General features: G+C 70.9%; 17 protein-coding genes. 8 read left to right on the top strand and 9 right to left on the bottom strand.

The window, feature by feature from the left end:
• Positions 1-14 precede the first annotated feature (14 nt).
• Genes kdpC through ACO0E1_RS07805 form a run of 4 tightly spaced genes read right to left on the bottom strand, consistent with a single transcriptional unit; the run spans position 15 to position 4,487 of the window.
• Complete coding sequence (gene kdpC, locus ACO0E1_RS07790) at positions 15-617, bottom strand: potassium-transporting ATPase subunit KdpC (RefSeq protein WP_422873654.1); 603 nt, start codon at positions 615-617, stop codon at positions 15-17.
• A gap of 2 nt (positions 618-619) precedes the next feature.
• The gene (gene kdpB, locus ACO0E1_RS07795; RefSeq protein ID WP_422873655.1) at positions 620-2,716 is read right to left on the bottom strand and encodes a potassium-transporting ATPase subunit KdpB; all 2,097 of its coding nucleotides are present in this window, start codon (positions 2,714-2,716) and stop codon (positions 620-622) included.
• On the bottom strand, positions 2,713-4,398 hold the full coding sequence (gene kdpA, locus ACO0E1_RS07800; RefSeq protein WP_422873656.1) for a potassium-transporting ATPase subunit KdpA: 1,686 nt from the start codon (positions 4,396-4,398) through the stop codon (positions 2,713-2,715). The genes kdpB and kdpA overlap by 4 nt, the downstream gene beginning before the upstream one ends.
• On the bottom strand, positions 4,398-4,487 hold the full coding sequence (locus ACO0E1_RS07805; protein WP_281266117.1) for a potassium-transporting ATPase subunit F: 90 nt from the start codon (positions 4,485-4,487) through the stop codon (positions 4,398-4,400). Before ACO0E1_RS07805 ends, kdpA begins: the two co-directional genes overlap by 1 nt.
• A gap of 364 nt (positions 4,488-4,851) precedes the next feature.
• Between ACO0E1_RS07805 and ACO0E1_RS07810 the strand changes: the two genes are divergently transcribed.
• Entirely contained in the window at positions 4,852-5,604 is a 753-nt protein-coding gene (locus ACO0E1_RS07810; RefSeq protein ID WP_422873657.1) for an Abi family protein, read from the top strand.
• 28 nt (positions 5,605-5,632) lie between these two features.
• On the opposite strand, the gene ACO0E1_RS07815 is transcribed toward ACO0E1_RS07810, so the two are convergent.
• Positions 5,633-6,595, bottom strand: a complete 963-nt coding sequence (locus ACO0E1_RS07815; RefSeq protein ID WP_422873658.1) for a helix-turn-helix transcriptional regulator — start codon at positions 6,593-6,595, stop codon at positions 5,633-5,635.
• A gap of 62 nt (positions 6,596-6,657) precedes the next feature.
• Between ACO0E1_RS07815 and ACO0E1_RS07820 the strand changes: the two genes are divergently transcribed.
• Together ACO0E1_RS07820 and ACO0E1_RS07825 are read left to right on the top strand one after the other, a co-directional pair.
• Positions 6,658-7,083 carry a VOC family protein gene (locus tag ACO0E1_RS07820; protein ID WP_422873659.1) on the top strand — a complete coding sequence of 142 codons (426 nt, stop codon included), beginning with the start codon at positions 6,658-6,660 and terminating at the stop codon, positions 7,081-7,083.
• Positions 7,084-7,111: 28 nt separating this feature from the next.
• The gene (locus ACO0E1_RS07825) at positions 7,112-8,044 is read left to right on the top strand and encodes a hypothetical protein (protein WP_422873660.1); all 933 of its coding nucleotides are present in this window, start codon (positions 7,112-7,114) and stop codon (positions 8,042-8,044) included.
• Here ACO0E1_RS07825 and ACO0E1_RS07830 read toward each other — a convergent pair.
• A complete protein-coding gene (locus ACO0E1_RS07830) occupies positions 7,983-8,813 on the bottom strand; it encodes a putative RNA methyltransferase (RefSeq protein WP_422873661.1) in 831 nt (276 codons plus the stop codon). The genes ACO0E1_RS07825 and ACO0E1_RS07830 overlap by 62 nt on opposite strands.
• Before the next feature lie 35 nt (positions 8,814-8,848).
• Between ACO0E1_RS07830 and ACO0E1_RS07835 the strand changes: the two genes are divergently transcribed.
• The 4 genes from ACO0E1_RS07835 to ACO0E1_RS07850 are packed head-to-tail and all read left to right on the top strand — an operon-like array spanning position 8,849 to position 11,783.
• Positions 8,849-9,604, top strand: coding sequence for an SDR family NAD(P)-dependent oxidoreductase (locus tag ACO0E1_RS07835; RefSeq protein ID WP_422873662.1), 756 nt, complete (start codon positions 8,849-8,851; stop codon positions 9,602-9,604).
• Between the two features lie 24 nt (positions 9,605-9,628).
• Positions 9,629-10,234 (top strand): CG0192-related protein, encoded by a 606-nt coding sequence (locus tag ACO0E1_RS07840; RefSeq protein WP_422873663.1) that lies wholly within the window; start codon positions 9,629-9,631, stop codon positions 10,232-10,234.
• A gap of 53 nt (positions 10,235-10,287) precedes the next feature.
• On the top strand, positions 10,288-11,226 hold the full coding sequence (locus ACO0E1_RS07845; protein WP_422873664.1) for an aldo/keto reductase: 939 nt from the start codon (positions 10,288-10,290) through the stop codon (positions 11,224-11,226).
• Between the two features lie 44 nt (positions 11,227-11,270).
• Positions 11,271-11,783, top strand: a complete 513-nt coding sequence (locus ACO0E1_RS07850) for a GNAT family N-acetyltransferase (protein ID WP_422873665.1) — start codon at positions 11,271-11,273, stop codon at positions 11,781-11,783.
• A gap of 1 nt (position 11,784) precedes the next feature.
• Here ACO0E1_RS07850 and ACO0E1_RS07855 read toward each other — a convergent pair whose 3' ends face one another.
• The 3 genes from ACO0E1_RS07855 to ACO0E1_RS07865 all read right to left on the bottom strand — a co-directional run bounded on the left by ACO0E1_RS07855 (position 11,785) and on the right by ACO0E1_RS07865 (position 14,283).
• Positions 11,785-12,639 carry a LamG domain-containing protein gene (locus ACO0E1_RS07855; RefSeq protein WP_422873666.1) on the bottom strand — a complete coding sequence of 285 codons (855 nt, stop codon included), beginning with the start codon at positions 12,637-12,639 and terminating at the stop codon, positions 11,785-11,787.
• A complete protein-coding gene (locus tag ACO0E1_RS07860) occupies positions 12,636-13,520 on the bottom strand; it encodes a S26 family signal peptidase (protein WP_422873667.1) in 885 nt (294 codons plus the stop codon). Before ACO0E1_RS07860 ends, ACO0E1_RS07855 begins: the two co-directional genes overlap by 4 nt.
• 109 nt (positions 13,521-13,629) lie before the next feature.
• Complete coding sequence (locus tag ACO0E1_RS07865; RefSeq protein WP_422873668.1) at positions 13,630-14,283, bottom strand: COG1361 family protein; 654 nt, start codon at positions 14,281-14,283, stop codon at positions 13,630-13,632.
• Between the two features lie 174 nt (positions 14,284-14,457).
• On the opposite strand from ACO0E1_RS07865, the gene ACO0E1_RS07870 reads away from it, so the two are divergent.
• Positions 14,458-14,916, top strand: a complete 459-nt coding sequence (locus ACO0E1_RS07870; RefSeq protein ID WP_422873669.1) for a MarR family winged helix-turn-helix transcriptional regulator — start codon at positions 14,458-14,460, stop codon at positions 14,914-14,916.
• Position 14,917 lies beyond the last annotated feature (1 nt).

Here is a 14,917-nt window from a genome sequence, read left to right on the forward strand (position 1 = left end):
CGCTCATCCTCGCATCAGCCGAGCTTCGCGAGCGCGAGGTTCAGCTGCAGGACGTCGACCGCCGGTGCACCGAGGACGCCGAGCTCGCGGGACTCGGTGTGCTCGTCGACGAGCTTCCGCACGGCGTCGTCGCTGAGCCCGCGGGCCGAGGCCACGCGCTGCACCTGCTGGAGCGCGTACTCCGGGCTGATGTCCGGGTCGAGGCCGGAGCCCGACGCCGTCACCGCATCAGCGGGCACGTCCGAAGCGGGCACGCCGTCCGCCTTCGCCACAGCGGCACGACGCGACTCGATCGCCTTGCGCAGGTCGGGGTTCGACGGCCCGAGGTTCGACCCGGACGAGGCGTTCGCGTCGTACCCCTTCTCGCCGGCGGCCGACGGGCGGGACTGGAACCAGCGGTCGGCCTGCTTCCCGGTGAAGGACTGGCCGATGAGGGAGGACCCGACGGGCTTGCCGTCCTGGGACACGATCGAGCCGTTCGCCTGGTCGTGGAACGCGGCCTGGCCGACGCCCCAGACGGCGAGCGGGTAGGCGATGCCGAGCACCACGGTCGCGAGGAGCGTGAGCCGGACGGCGACGCCGAGCGAGCGGAGGGACGAGCGAGATGTGGTTGCCATGACTAGAACCCCGGGAGGAGACCGACGACGAGGTCGATCAGTTTGATGCCGATGAAGGGGACGATCACGCCGCCGACCCCGTAGAGGAGCAGGTTGCGGCCGAGGATCGACGACGCCGATGCCGCGCGGTACTTGACGCCGCGCAGGGACAGCGGGATGAGCGCCACGATGACGAGCGCGTTGAAGATGACGGCCGACAGGATCGCGGACGACGGGCTGTGCAGGCCCATGACGTTGAGCGCCGCGAGCCCGGGGAACGCCAGCTGGAACATCGCCGGGATGATCGCGAAGTACTTCGCGACGTCGTTGGCGATCGAGAACGTGGTGAGCGCCCCACGGGTGATGAGCAGCTGCTTCCCGATCCGGACGACGTCGATGAGCTTCGTCGGGTCCGAGTCGAGGTCGACCATGTTGCCGGCCTCCTTCGCCGCGGTCGTCCCGGTGTTCATCGCGACGCCGACGTCCGCCTGCGCCAGGGCAGGGGCGTCGTTCGTGCCGTCGCCCGTCATCGCGACGAGGTTCCCGCCGTCCTGCTCCCGCTTGATGAGCGCGAGCTTGTCCTCCGGCGTGGCCTCGGCGAGGAAGTCGTCCACACCGGCCTCGGCCGCGATGGCCTTCGCCGTCCGCGGGTTGTCGCCCGTGATCATCACGGTGCGGATGCCCATGCTCCGCAGCTCGCCGAACCGCTCGCTGAGCCCGTCCTTGACGACGTCCTTCAGGTGCACGACACCGAGCAGCGACACGACGCCCTCGGCCGAGCGACGCCCGACGACGAGCGGCGTCCCGCCCTGGTCGGAGATCTCTGCGACCGTCGCGTCGATCGCCGCCACGACACCGGCATCGGGGGTTCCGGCCCAGCCGAGGACTGCTGCAGCGGCACCCTTCCGGATCGACGATCCGTCGGGCAGGTCCATGCCGGACATGCGGGTCTGCGCGGTGAACGGCACCTCGACGGCCCCGTCCGACGCGTCGACGACGACCCCGGCCTGCGCCGCGAGCTCCACGATCGAGCGGCCCTCGGGCGTCCCGTCGGCGGCACTCGAGAGCGCGGCGGCCTCCATCAGTTCCGCCTCGGTGACGCCGGGCACGGGGACGACCCGCGAGGCCCGACGGTTGCCGTACGTGATCGTGCCGGTCTTGTCGAGGAGCAGCGTCGTGATGTCCCCCGCGGCCTCGACCGCACGGCCGGACATCGCGAGGACGTTGTGCTGCACGAGCCGGTCCATGCCCGCGATGCCGATCGCCGAGAGCAGCGCGCCGATCGTCGTCGGGATGAGGCACACGAGCAGGGCGATGAGCACCGGGACGCTGACGTCGGCTCCGACGAGGCCTGCGATGGGCTGCATCGTCAGGCAGACGATGACGAAGACGATCGACAGCGATGCGAGCAGGATGTTCAGCGCGATCTCGTTCGGCGTCTTCTGGCGGGCGGCACCCTCGACCAACCGGATCATCCGGTCGATGAAGGTCTCACCCGGCGTCGAGGTGATGCGCACGACGATCCGGTCGGACAGCACCGTGGTGCCACCGGTGACGGCACTGCGGTCGCCACCGGACTCCCGGATCACCGGGGCGGACTCACCCGTGACGGCCGACTCGTCGACCGACGCGATCCCGTCGACCACGTCCCCGTCGCCGGGGATCACCTCGCCCGCGACCACGACGACGACGTCCCCCTTCGCCAGGTCGACGGACGCGATCTCCTCCGTGCCCGCGGCGAACGCCGACGGGTCGGTCGTGTCGTAGCCGAGGACGCGGCGGGCCGTGGTGGTCGAGCGCGTCTTCCGCAGCGCCTCCGCCTGCGCCTTGCCGCGCCCCTCGGCGACGGACTCCGCCAGGTTCGCGAACACGACGGTCAGCCAGAGCCAGACCGCGATGGCGATCGTGAACGCGGACGGCTCGACGACGGCCGCCGCCGTGGTGAGGGCTGCGCCCACCTCCACGATGAACATGACGGGGTTCCGCCACATCAGGCGCGGATCGAGCTTCCGGAGTGCGCCCGGGAGGCCCGACACCAGTTGCCGGGGTCCGAACGCGGACCGGCGGGTGGCTGGTTCCGAGGTGGTGTGCGACTCCGGTACGGAGGTCACGGATGTCATGACAGTCCTTCTGCGAGGGGGCCCAGTGCGAGCACCGGGAAGTAGGTGAGTGCGGTGACGATGACGGCGACGCCGCCGAGCAGGCCGATGAAGAGCGGCCGGTGGGTGGGGAGCGTGCCGGCGGTCGCCGGGACCTTCTCCTGGGACGCGAGCGAACCGGCGAGCGCCAGGACGAAGACGATCGGTACGAAGCGGCCGAGCAGCATCGCGACGCCGAGGGCCGTGTTCATCCAGGTCGTGTTCGCGGTGAGCCCGCCGAACGCCGAGCCGTTGTTGTTGCCGGCGCTCGTGAAGGCGTAGAGCAGCTCGGACAGCCCGTGGTTGCCGGGGTTGAACAGCGATGTGCCGATCGTCTGTTCGCGGACGCCGGGGATGACGAGCGAGAGCCCGGTCCCGAGGAGCACGACCGTCGGCGTGACGAGGATGTACAGCGCGGCGTAGGTCATCTCGCGGGCGCGGATCTTCTTGCCGAGGTACTCCGGCGTCCGTCCGACGAGCAGGCCGCCGATGAACACCGTGATCACGGCGAGTACGAGCATGCCGTACAGGCCGGACCCGACCCCGCCGGGGCTGATCTCGCCGAGCATCATGTTGAGGAGCGCCATCAGCCCGCCGATCGGGGTGAAGCTGTCGAACATGCCGTTCACCGCGCCGGTCGAGGTGGCCGTCGACGTCGTGCCGAAGAGCGTCGTGTCGAGGATGCCGAACCGGACCTCCTTGCCCTCCATCGCAGCGCCCGCCGCCTGCGTGGCCGATCCGCCGCCGGCCAGCTCGGCGATGGACATCACCGAGAGCGAGACGAGGAACAGCACGCCCATCACGACGAGGATCGCGCGGCCCTGGCGGCGGTCGCCGACCATCGTGCCGAAGGTCCTCGGCAGCGAGAACGGGATCGCGAGCATCAGGAAGATCTCGACGAGGTTCGTCCACGCGTTCGGGTTCTCGAACGGGTGCGCCGAGTTCGCGTTGAAGTAGCCGCCGCCGTTCGTGCCGAGGAGCTTGATCGCCTCCTGCGACGCGACGAACCCGTCCGGGATGTGCTGTGTCCCGCCGACGAGCGTCGTGACGTCGGTGCCGCTCCCCCACGACTGGATGACGCCACCCGCGACCAGGACGATCGCGAACACGAAGGACAGCGGGAGGAGCAGCCGGCCGGTTCCGCGGACGATGTCCACCCACACGTTGCCGATCGTTCCCGAGCGGCGGCGGGCGAACCCGCGGACGAGGGCGACCGCGACGGCGAGACCGACTGCTGCCGACAGGAAGTTCTGCACCGCGAGGCCGGCCATCTGGACCGAGTAGCCGAGCGTCGCCTCCGGCGAGTACGACTGCCAGTTCGTGTTCGTGACGAACGACACCGCGGTGTTGAACGACAGCGCCCATCCGACGTTCGGCAGTCCGAGCGACCCCGGCAGCACCGACTGGATGCGCTGCAGGACGATGATGACGACGATCCCGACGGCGCTGAAGAGCAGTACGCCACGCAGGTAGGCGCGAGAGGACTGCTCGGCGTCCGGGTCGACCCCGATCACCCGGTACACGAGTCGCTCGATGCGCCCGTGGTGCGCCGAGGTGTAGACCCGCGCCATCCAGTCGCCGAGCGGGCGGTGGACGACGGCGAGCAGCAGGACGAGCACGGCGACCTGGGCGATGCCGGCCCAGGTCGTTGCCGCGCTGCCCATCAGAACTGCTCTGGGCGCACGAGCGCCCAGACGAGGTAGACGACCGCGGCGATGCCGAGGACGGCGGCGGCGATGGTGATGCCGAGCACGAGGACTCCTGGAGATCTGGAGGTCCGCGACCGGTGCCGTGGACCGCACCGTGTGTGGTGCCGGATCCGATGCTGGATCCGGAACCGGGCCTCCAGGCGGTTCCTAACGCGCTCCTAACGCCCCGTGGCGCGACGCATGCGCCCCGCTAACGTTTGCCACCCAACGCGACCAACTGATATGTTGGCGGCGACGGTTCCCGCCAAGGCTCCAACGCTCGCGTTTCCTCAAATCGGCGGGACTGCTCCGTCCGGTGCTGGTCCACCAGCACCGGACGGATCGCCACCCGCTCATGCTGTTTCCTGCGCTGTAGTTGCTGCCGGCTCGCCCGAGATCGAACGAATCGACGATCTCGAAGGCACCCGCATGACCTCGTTCACCGCGCACCTCTCGCCATGGCGGACGGCGCAGTTCCGTCGAGCACTTCGGACTTTCGGTCTTCCGTCCGCCGACCGCGACGTCGACCGTCTGCACGAGTTCGACAGCGCTCTCCGTATCGCCCTGCTCATCAGGATCGAGCGGATCGAGCTCGCGCTCCGGGGTCGCATGGCGATCACGTGCGCAGGGAAGTTCGGGCCGTCCTGGCACGTCGACCCTCGAGCATTCCGACCCGGTGTCGACGTCGATGCACTCCGAGCACAGTTCAGCAGCGCCCTCGACCGGAGTACCGACCCGGCCACTCGTCGTATCTCGGCGGAACGCGATCTCGGTCAGGTCGCGTTCGGAATGGTGGCCGAGCACCTGAGTCTCGGCGCGATCTCACGCCTCGCTGGACTCCTCGATCCCCGGGTTGCACGGGAGCTCGCGACGACGTTCCGTCTCCCGGCGCCGACCCTACGCGGCACGCTGCAACACGTCACGCACGTCCGCAACTGCTGCGCACACCATTCTCGGATCTGGGGCACCCAGCTCGGGGTACCGACACCGAAGTACCGCTCACCTCCGTCGCTCATCGAACCCTTGCGCAGAACGCTCCCGAGATCGCCGTACCGCTCGCTCGTGATCATCAGCCACATGGCCGACAGTGTGCGCAGCGACCCGGTCCGAACCCTCGCACTCGACAAACTCCTCGCCGAGCACCGAGACCTCCTCATCGGCCTCGGCGCATCGGAGTCGTGAACGACTCGCGACATCGGCGACACGACAGCTAGCGGACAGCGTCCCGCAAACGACCCGCCAGCGCGCTGCCCGCCGCCCGGAGCGCTGACGGGCCCTCGATGGTGAACGCCGCGTCGAAGCCGGCGAACCGCGCGGCGAGCGCCGTCCACGACCACGAGCCGATCGTCAGCCGGCACCGGTCGTCATCGAGCTCCTCGAGCACCGCGTCCGCGTCGAGGTAGGGCGCGATCGACCTCGCCGACACCGCGAGGACAGCGGTCCCGGTACACGGCCACTCGTCCGCCCCGGTGGACCCCTTCGACCGCGCCGCGAGGAACGCCGCAGCGTCACCGCGCGGGATGGGCCGCGGTGTGAACCGGACGCCCGTCGGTGTCCGCGGGTGCATGCGATCGATGCGGTACGTGCGCCAGTCGTCCCGGTCGGTCGCCCACGCGAGCAGGTACCACCGGCCGTTCCGGGCGACGACCGCGTGCGGCTCGACCCGTCGCGGCGGGCGGTCGTGCCGGTCGCCGCTCCACGCGGAGTCGTAGTCGAAGCGGAGCACCTGCCGAGTGCGCACGGCGTCGGAGACCGCGACGAGCACCTCGGGGTCGACCGTCGTCACGCCGGGCGTCGTCACCACGTCGACGGCGTCGATCCGGTGGCGCAGGCGCGACGGCATCACCTGCCGGACGGCCCCCAGCGCCCGCGCTGCCGCCTCGGCGATGTCGGCGCCGGACGCCGGTGCGACGGCGAGCGCGAGGGCGATCGCCACGGCCTGCTCGTCGTCGAAGAGCAGCGGCGGGAGTTCCGATCCGGCGGACAGCCGGTAGCCGCCAGCTGGCCCGCGGAGCGCCTCGACCCGGTAGCCGAGCTCCCGGAGCCGATCGACGTCACGACGGACGGTCCGCGGGCTGACCGCGAGCCGTTCGGCCAGGACGTCACCCGGCCAGTCCCGGTGCACCTGCAGCAGGGAGAGGAGCGCGAGCATGCGCGAGGACGGTCCGGACACGGATCCAGTATCCGTCGAGAAGCGGACACGATCTGACCGCATTGCCGCGCAGACTCGCTCCCATGACGATCACCACCACTCCCCACCTCAACTTCGACGGCAACGCCCGCGAGGCGCTCGACTTCTACGCGAAGGCCCTCGGCACCGAGCCGGCGACCATGACCTACGGCGCGATGGGCGCCACCGACGACCCGGCATGGGCCGACCGCATCGTGTGGGGTCAGGTCCAGACGGCGAGCGGCATCCGCGTGATGGCGTTCGACGTGTGGCCCGGACAGCCCTACGACCAGGGCACGAACGCGTTCTACGTGTACCTGAGCGGCACGGACGCGGACGAGATCACCGCCGCGTGGGAGGGGCTCTCCGACGGCGCCGAGATCCGGCAGCCGTTCGGTCCCGCCGCGTGGTCACCCCTCGCCGGGCAGCTCCGCGACAAGTTCGGCGTGATCTGGGCCCTCGACGTGACCCCGGAGTCCACCGACCACTGAGCGACGACTGCGTCGGCATACTGGGCGGATGGGGGACACGACCACCGCTGCCCAGCGAGCCAGGAAGCGGAAGCTCCGCAGACGACGACAGCTCCGGAAGAACCTGCGGCAGCAGTTGGACTGGCGCGGTCGCCCCGTGCCACCGCTCGGCTGGTACGTCGCCGTGCTGGCCGTCGCGTGCGGCATCACGTACGGCTTCCTGCACGGCCGCGGCGACGCCGATCCATCGGGGATCGGCGTCGTCGTGGCCGGTGCAGTCGCCGGGGTGGTCTGGGGCGCGGTCGTCGTCGCGGTCGCGCCGCCGATCATCGCCGTCCCGGTCATCGTGGCCGGGATCTTCGTGTTCGGGCCGGTCCTCGGCCCTGCGTACCCGAGCGCTCTCTCCGCGTGGATCACGAGCACGGTCGCCGGCTGGTTCGTCGGCATCGAGATCCGGTACCGCACCGTCGGGCGCCGTCGACCGCCGGCGGCGCAGCAGCTCGTCGACCGCACCCGTCCTCGCCGGAAGGCCCCGATCGGCAAGTCGGAGCGGAGCAGCCTGGTATCGTCGGCGATCGCGGGTGTCGGGCTCCTCGCCCTCCCGGTGCTGCTGTTCGTCGTCCCCAACCCTCGGCTCCTCACCGGGTGGCTGCTGCTGGCCATGCTGGCGCTCGCGTGGTCGGTCCCCACTGGCTGGTGGAGCGCGAGGGCGCAGAGTCGCCACACGACCGGCGATGCGCCGTTCCTCGCAGCGACCTGGGGCGTCTTCTTCAACGGCCTGGGTGCAGCCGGGGTGCACGGCATGCCGGTCGCACTCACCGCCGGGCTGGGCGGCGTCGCCATCGGCTTCGTCCTGCGCCGGCTCTGGGAGGCGCGGGTCGGCCGCTACCCCCGGCAGCGTTCGGACGGGGAACCGTTCGTCAACTCGCGGAACGGGAACCCGTCTCCGGCTCCCAGGTCGACACCGTCATCGCGGCGGTGACCGTCGTCGGGGCGAAGACAGCATCGGGAGCGACGTGGTGGTGACTCGGGCCCATGTGCACGACGTCGTGCACGTCCTCGGGGGACAGGTCCATCGTCCAGGTCAGGTCCTCGGACGACCGGAGCACGAACGACGGCGTGAGGGAGTCGTGCAGGCGCCGTTCCTTCTCGGGGTCGACGCTGATCGTGGCCTCGGCGAGTTCGGCCAGGTGCCCGGTGCGTGGCGTGACGACGACGAGCACGCCGTCCTCGTCAAGCACCCGTGCGTACTCGCGCTGGTTCCGCGGGGCGAACACGTCGAGGACGACCGCGGCAGCACCATCGACGATCGGCAGCCGCTCCGTGACGTCACCGACCACCGCCCCGGCCGCCACGTCCATGTGGGCCGCCCGTCGGATCGCGACGGGCGACAAGTCCAACGCCACCCCGAGCCTCCCGTCCGCCGCGCGCAGCGCATGTGCCAAGTAGGTCCCCGGACCGGAACCGACGTCGAGCACGATGCCGGGTGCGGCGGCGGACGCGACCACCGCGGCGAGCGCCCGCTCGACGGGTGCGTAGTGCCCGCGGCCCAGGAACCGGATGCGTGCGTCGACCATCTCCGGGGTGTCCGCGGTGAGCGCGCGACGCTTCGTCGGCAGGAGCGTCAGGTGGCCCTGCTTCGCCTCGTCGTACCGGTGCCCGTTCGTGCAGCCGGCCTGGCCCGCACCCGTCCGCGACAGCGGCTCGGTGCACACGGGGCAGGCGAGCACGGGGAGCAGGTCGTCACGCACGCCCTCCAGCGTACGGGCGTCGGTAGCCTGGCCGGATGTCGCTGCAGCAGCTCTTCGGCCTCGACGGACGCACCGCACTCGTCACCGGCGGCAGCTCGGGCATCGGGCGGGCGATCGCCGGGGCGCTGGCCGACGCCGGGGCCCACGTGCTCGTCGCTGCCCGGACCGCTGCGACGATCGACGAGGCCGTCGCGGAGGTCCGCGCTGCAGGAGGCGCCGCGGACGGCGTCGTCGCGGACCTGTCGACCCGCGCCGGAGCACACGCGCTCGCCGATGCCGTCGGGGACGTGGACGTCCTGGTCAACTCCGCGGGGATCAACCTGCGGCCGCCGATGCCCGACCTCGACGAGGACACGTGGGACACCACGATGGCCGTGAACCTCGACGCCCCGTTCGTCCTCGGGCAGCGCCTCGCGCCCGGCATGGCGGCGCGCGGGTACGGCCGGATCATCGGCATCAGCTCGCAGCAGGCCCACCGCCCCTTCGCGGCCAGCGGCGCGTACGGGGTCTCCAAGGCCGGACTGGAGGCACTGGCCAGGTCCCAGGCAGAAGCCTGGTCCGGGCAGGGGGTCACCTCGAACGTCCTCGTGCCGGGTTTCGTGCAGACGCCGCTGAACCGACGGCTCAGCTCGGATCCGGCGACCGTCGAGCGGCTGGCGGCGCGGACGCTCGTCGGACGGAACGGCCTGGCGTCGGACTTCGCGGCGGCTGCGGTGTTCCTCGCCGGGCCCGGATCCGCCTACGTTACGGGGCAGTCGATCGCGGTCGACGGCGGCTTCTCCGTCCACTAGGGGCGTGTCCACTAGATTCGGCGCATGGCCGTCATCCACAACGCCGAACTCCGTCCGTCGAAGACCGAGGCGATCGGCGGGTGGCTGCCCGACCAGCCGTGGAGCGGGGTCGAACCCGGCGCCGAGGTCGTCGTCGACGGGCGCTTCCGGTTCGACGACCCGGACGGCGAGGTCGGCGTCGAGACGTACCTCGTGCACGTCGGGGACGGCCCGGTCCTGCACGTGCCGCTGACCTACCGCGGCGCTCCGCTGGCAGGCGCTGCCGACTTCCTGATCACGGAGATGGACCACTCCGTGCTCGGTCGGCGCTGGGTGTACGACGCCGTGGGCGACCCCGTGTACGCGGACGTCCTCCGTCGTGCGATCGCCACCGGTGGGCACGAGGCCCGCCTGGAGGCAGCCGTCGCGTCGGACGCCCCGCCGCCGTCGCTCGGGTCCGCGGTCGGCAGCGGCTCCGCGACGTCGTCGCCCACGGTGCACGCGGTCGAGCCGACGACCGACGGCGCGCTCACCACGATCGGGGACCTCGTCATCGTGCGGGTCGTCGGGACGCCCCTGCCCGACGGTGAGACGCTCACGGCGACCTGGGCCGGCTCCGAGCCCACCGTCGTGGCGACCCTGCGCGCCTGAGAGGTACGGCCAGGACCTCGTTGTCCGCGCCCGGCCCTGGCAGGATCGGGGACGTGAAGACACTGGAGTTGCCACAGACGGACCTCACCGCATCCGACGTCATCGTCGGCCTGATGCGGATCAACGACATGAGCGACGAGGACATCCGTTCGCTCTACACGGCCTCGCGCGACGCGGGCGTGACGATGTTCGACCACGCCGCGGTCTACGGCGGGTGGCACGGCTGCGAGGAGCGCTTCGGTGCCGCGGTCACGCTGTCGTCGTCCGAGCGTGCGGCCATCCAGCTGCAGACGAAGGTCGGCATCCGCCCGACGGACCACGGCGCGTACTTCGACTTCTCGTACGAGCACATCCTCTCGTCCGTGGAGGAGTCGCTCGCCGCCCTGCGCACCGACTACATCGACGTCCTGCTCCTGCACCGCCCCGACGCACTCGTCGAGCCGGAAGAGGTCGCGAAGGCCTTCGACGAGCTGCACGCCGCCGGCAAGGTCCACCACTTCGGTGTCTCGAACCACACCCCGGGGCAGGTCGAGCTCCTGAAGAAGTTCGTCACGCGGCCGCTCGCCTTCAACCAGGTGCAGCTGAGCATCACGCACGCGAACGTCATCACGCAGGGCCTCGCCGCGAACATGGGCGGCCTGGACCAGTCGATCGACCGCGACAACGACATCCTCAACTACTCGCGGCTGCACGACATGACGCCGCAGGCCTGGTCGCCGTTCCAGAAGGGCTTCTTCGACGGCGTCTTCCTGGGGGACCGCGAGCAGTACGCGGAGCTCAACGACGTGCTCGAGGAACTCGCCGCGGCGCACGGGGTCACCCCGACGGGCATCGCCGTCGCGTGGATCACCCGGCACCCCGCGCACTTCCAGGTCGTCCTCGGCACGACGAACCCGCAGCGTGTGCGGGACTCGGCCGCTGGCTCGGACGTCGAGCTCTCCCGCGAGGAGTGGTACCGCGTCCTGACGGCCGCCGGGCACACCGTTCCCTGAACCACCTGTTCCCTGAACCACCAGCGGTCGGGCAGGGTGGGATCGTGCTCCACGACCTCACCCTGCCCGTTCCGCTGTCCGCCCGCGCCGGCTCGTTCACGCTGCGCTCCGCGGTGCCCGACGACCTCGACGCGCTGATGGCACTGCTGTCCGACGACCCGATCAGCGCCGCGCGCGGGGACGTCGCCGCCGCCGGCGACCGGGACGCCTACGCGGCGGCGCTCGACGCGATCGTCGCGGACCCCGCGAACGCGCTGCTGGTCGTGGTCGACGCGGCGGACTCGGTCGTGGCCACGATGCAGCTCACCCGCATCCCCGGCATGGCCCGGCGGGGGTCGACCCGGCTGCTCGTCGAGGCCGTGCGCGTCTCGTCCGCCCTCCGGTCGAGCGGCATCGGGAGCGCGATGATGCGCTGGGTGACCGACGTCGCCGCACCCGCGCTCGGTGTGACGCTCGTCCAGCTGACCTCCGACGCCGCGCGGACGGACGCCCACCGGTTCTACGAACGGCTCGGGTTCGTCGGGTCGCACAAGGGGTTCAAGTACCGGGTGGGGTGACTCAGCGGCCCGCGGCGAAGTGGTTCGCGACCTGCGTGGGCGTGAGCACCGAGTTGTAGACCGCCGCGAAGCGCATCGAGCCCGTGAAGTAGTAGTTGCTCGGCGATCCGGGCCACCCGGTGACGGTGTCGTAGCCGACGCGCCAGTACCCGGTCGCGTTCTCCGGCGCGGTGTACGCGCTGTTCGACGCGACGAGGCTGCCGTCGACGTAGAGCCGCATGCCCGTGCCGGCAGACATCGTCGACACGACGTGGTGCCACGCGCCGTCCGTGTAGGCCTTCGGCGACGTCACGACCTGCGTGGTGCCGCTGTAGGCCCCGAAGACGAGCTGCCCGGCGGTGTTGACGTAGATCTGTCGGTCGTGCTGCCCGGACGTGCCGGACTGGCTGCCGCCGAAGCCGATGAGCATCCCGCCGGCGACGGTCGTGCGGAACCAGACCTCCTCGCTGAAGGTCGTCGGGTTGCGGACGGAGCTCGGCGTGGAGACGAAGCTCGACGAGCCGTTCAGCACGTACGCGCTGCCGGTGTCCCGCGGGCAGGCGATCGGTGACGGCGTCGCGGCCACCATGGAGCCCTGGTACGTGCCGTTCGCACCGGCCCCGGAGGAGTCGGCGGCGGTGCGGGAGCCGCTCGGCTCACCGAGGCGGTAGACGAACGCGGCCCCGGTGTCGTCGGCGTCGATGGCGGCCGCACACGTGAAGTACGGTGCGGTCGCGGCGGTGTTGCCGCCGTTCGCGACCGTCGCGCTGAACGCCGATCGGGTGGGGGCGATCTGGGCGGCGAGCACGACCACGGCGAGGGCCACGACGAGCAGCAGGGCGATGAGTCGACCGTCGCGCAGTCGGACGGGGATCACGAGGGACGCACCGTGTGCACGCGCCCGACGATCAGGCAGAGGACCAGGGGGACGAGGCAGGCGCAGACGAGCAGGACCCAGCCGGCCGGGTCGAGGTCGATGTTCGACGTGAGCTGGTAGTGCCCGTGCCGGTTGAGCTCGTCGATGACCACGCGGCCGACCTCGCCGTCCACCAGGTGGACGCTGTTCCCGCCGTGCGCCTGCACGCGGACGGGGAAGACCCCGGAGGACACGACCGTCGCCACGACCGAGTCCGGGTTCGCGGTGTTCGTGATCGTCGTGACGTTCACGAACGGGCGGAGGACCCAGGCCGCGTAGGAGACGGTGAGCGCGCTGCCGGCGATGCGGAGCGAGCTGCGTGTGATCCGGTCCGCGAAGGGGCTGGTCAGCACCGAGATGATGAGCGTGCCGATGAGCAGGATCGGGGCGGCGCGGAACAGCCAGCCCAGGTGCGGGACGAGGAGCGCCGGTGCACCGACCAGGTTCTCCTGCGTGAGCGTCCACGGGTCGGTCGCCCCGTTGACGTCGCCGCGGGTGTGGATCCCACCGTCGGCGTCGATGCCGATGATGCGGTGGGTGTAGATCGTGTCCGGGGCGGCACTGACACGGAACGAGACGATGTCGCCGACGTGGAGCGTCGATGCCTGCACGGGGAGGTCGAGGACCAGGGTCCCGACGGGAGCGGCCTCGCCCATCGACGGGGTCTCGACGACGAACATCCGCCCGCCGCTCGTCAGGAACAGGGCGGCGGCTGCGAGGAGCACCGCGGCGACGCCGGCGACGGTCCAGGCGAGGACGACCTCGAACCGGCTGGCGGTGTGGCCGCCGACGAGCGGGCGCGAGAGGGTGCCGGTCAGGGGGACGGCTGCGATCTGGCTCATGGTCGTCCTCTCTCGGGCGGGCGGTGCGGGTGGAGCGGGTGGGAATCCGGCGACACCTCGGCCGTCTCGGGACCGGTCGAGGTGTCGCCCTGGGGTGGGGAGGGGACGATCAGGCGGTGAAGGTCCAGGTCATCGGGACGGACGCCGCGAGGCCCTGGTAGGTGTTCCCGGCGCTGCTGTCGAGCGTGACGGCGAAGTTGAACGGGACCGAGGCACCGGCGGCCGGCGCGGCGGGCATCGAGAACGCGGAGGCAGCGGCGCCCTTGAAGCTGGCGAGCGTGCCGGAGAAGACCGTGGTGGAGCCGGACGTGATCACGAGGTTCATCTTCGAGCAGAGGTCGGTCGCGGTGCCGTTCTGCGTGCCGTTGGCCGACTGGGTGCAGGTCGCGCCGGGGGTCAGCGTGAAGGTGCTCGCGGCCGAGGTACCGGTGTTCTTGATGGTGATCGGGGTGTTCACCGTCACGCCGGGGGTCATCGTGGTGCTGCCGCCGAACTTGTTGATCGTGGAGCACGTCGCGGAGTTCGTCGAGACCGAGCCGCCGTCGGTGCTCAGGCAGGTGACGGAGGCGTTCGCGTTCTGCTCCTGCATGACGAGCGTGCCGCTGGCGGCGGTGTTGCTGCTGTTGGTGATGCTGGCCGCGAACCCGGAGAGGGTGCCGGTGAGCGAGAGCGAGAGGAGGACGGCGGCGAAGATGCCCGCGATGAGCGCAACGGGCGCGAAGCGGAGGCGCTTGACCGGGGAGATGCGGTTCGGGTTGGACACGGGATACCTCGATGACTGTCGGTGGTGGTGGCGGCTTTTGCTTAATAATCAAGATAGCCAGTCATTCAAGTAGTTGGAACCCGCGCGGCCTCCCCAGAGTGGGGGGCGGGCGCAGGTACACCCGGTGGGACGTGCCATCCTGGACCGGCAGCGCACGAGGCGGGGAGCACACCGGTGACGGGGACAGCAGACGACGAGGGCGAACTCCTCGCGGCGTTCGACGCCGTTGTGCGCGCGGAGAAGGGCCTCGTCGCGCGGCTGAGCGCCCTCGCCGGCATCCACGAGACGGGCATGCGTGCGCTCGCCCTGATCAGCGACACGGGGTACTCGACCGCGACGGAGCTCGCCGGCTACCTCGGCCTGACGTCGGGCGCGGTGACGAACCTGGTCGATCGCCTGTCCGCCGCCGGCCTGGTGGAACGGCGCCCGAATCCGTCCGACCGCCGTGGTTCCCTCATCGCGCTGAGTCCAGCGGGAGAGGACGTCATCGCGGGCTCGCGGAAGCGCTCGGCGACGGTGCTCCGCGAGGTCAGCGCATCCGTCGGCGTCGACCTGACCAGCGTCTTCAACGACCTCGCCACCGGGCTGCTCCAGCAGACGGCGGATCGGGTCGACGCGGAACCGGAATCCTGAG

Origin of the sequence: Curtobacterium guangdongense, from assembly GCF_049341845.1 — a bacterium.
GTDB lineage: Bacteria > Actinomycetota > Actinomycetes > Actinomycetales > Microbacteriaceae > Curtobacterium > Curtobacterium guangdongense.